Here is a 1,216-nt window from a genome sequence, read left to right as displayed (position 1 = left end):
GTCCTCTTTGAGAGGACTTCAGCTTTGAGGCAGGGGTTTAAACCCCTGCCGGACTACCGGTTTAACATCGATCTGAAATGTACTTCATAAACCTGCAATCTGCTGTAAGTCTCGATCGACTATTAATATATCAACCAATGAGGTGTTTGATATGTACGAAAATTCACAACCCATGTTTTTTCCTGTTTCTCGCTTCAAGTTGCTCGTGATGTCCCTAGTAACCTTTGGACTCTATCAAATTTTTTGGTTTTACAAAAACTGGCAGCTATTCAAAGCCGCAACTGGAACAAACATTAGCCCATTTTGGAGAGCTGTTTTTAACGGTCTTTTTTGTTATTCCTTAATTACGAAGATTAGAAATAGGGCTAAATTGCGCGGTATTGATGCCAACTTTAGTCCATTTTTGCTGACTGTTGCTTGGTTTGGGCTTGCGCTGTGCGCCCAACTGCCAAAACCATACTTTATAGTTGGTTTTTTCTCTGTAATAGTTTTGCTTCCAGTTCAAGAGACTGTAAATGAACTGAACAGTTTAGCCGCACCCAACCACAATCCTAACGATCGATTTTCGGTATGGAATCTACTAACTATCGCTGTGGGAGGCAGCCTGTTTGTACTTGCGATCGTCGGGACACTGATGCCACCAACTTAGGTGCGATTTGCATCAGTTTCACAACTCCAGAACATACGCACTCCTCTGCCAGATACTCTCTTGACAAAGTGCTATGCTTACTACAAGCTTCGGAAATAGTTTCGGATGCGAGTCGCGAAACAGAAGAGCTATTGTCTTTTTTTAGCATGAGTAGGTATATTATGCCAAACTTAAATGCTCAAGTTTCAGGAAGTGCGATCGCATTTATCGACAGTCAAGTTGAAGATTATCAAAGTTTGATGACCGGGGTAAAACCGGGTACAGAAGTGGTAATTTTAGATCGGGATAGGGATGCGATCGCCCAAATTACTCAAGTCTTATCTCTGCGAACAAATATTGACAGCATTCACATCATTTCTCATGGCAGTCCTGGTAGTTTGCAAATCGGAAAAACCCGCTTTTCTTTGGATAACTTAGAAGCTTATTCACAGCAATTGCAACAGTGGCGGAGTGCTTTTACAGACAGTGCGGATATTTTAATTTATGGTTGCAATGTTGGATCGGGGCCTCGTGTTTGTCCGCAAGTCCGCCGGGGATTTAAATCCCCGTCTCATAGCGAAAGTCGGT

The 1,216-nt window shown here is 42.5% G+C and carries 2 protein-coding genes; both read left to right on the top strand.

The window, feature by feature from the left end; translation table 11 throughout:
* Positions 1-151: 151 nt before the first annotated feature.
* Positions 152-649, top strand: coding sequence for a hypothetical protein (locus QT974_RS34555; RefSeq protein WP_333472849.1), 498 nt, complete (start codon positions 152-154; stop codon positions 647-649).
* A gap of 161 nt (positions 650-810) precedes the next feature.
* Positions 811-1,216: DUF4347 domain-containing protein (locus QT974_RS34550; protein WP_333472848.1), on the top strand; the 406-nt coding region annotated here is incomplete at its 3' end.

The sequence above is a fragment of the Microcoleus sp. BM001215392 genome (genome assembly GCF_036700185.1).
Classification (GTDB): Bacteria; Cyanobacteriota; Cyanobacteriia; order Cyanobacteriales; family Microcoleaceae; genus Microcoleus.
The sequence above is the reverse complement of the archived record's forward strand: the minus strand, read 5'-3'. Positions and strand labels throughout refer to the sequence as shown.

Excerpts from the sequence above, each read along its gene's own strand:
- QT974_RS34555 (WP_333472849.1), top strand. The coding sequence starts at position 152 with ATGTACGAAAATTCACAACCCATGTTTTTTCCTGTTTCTCGCTTCAAG.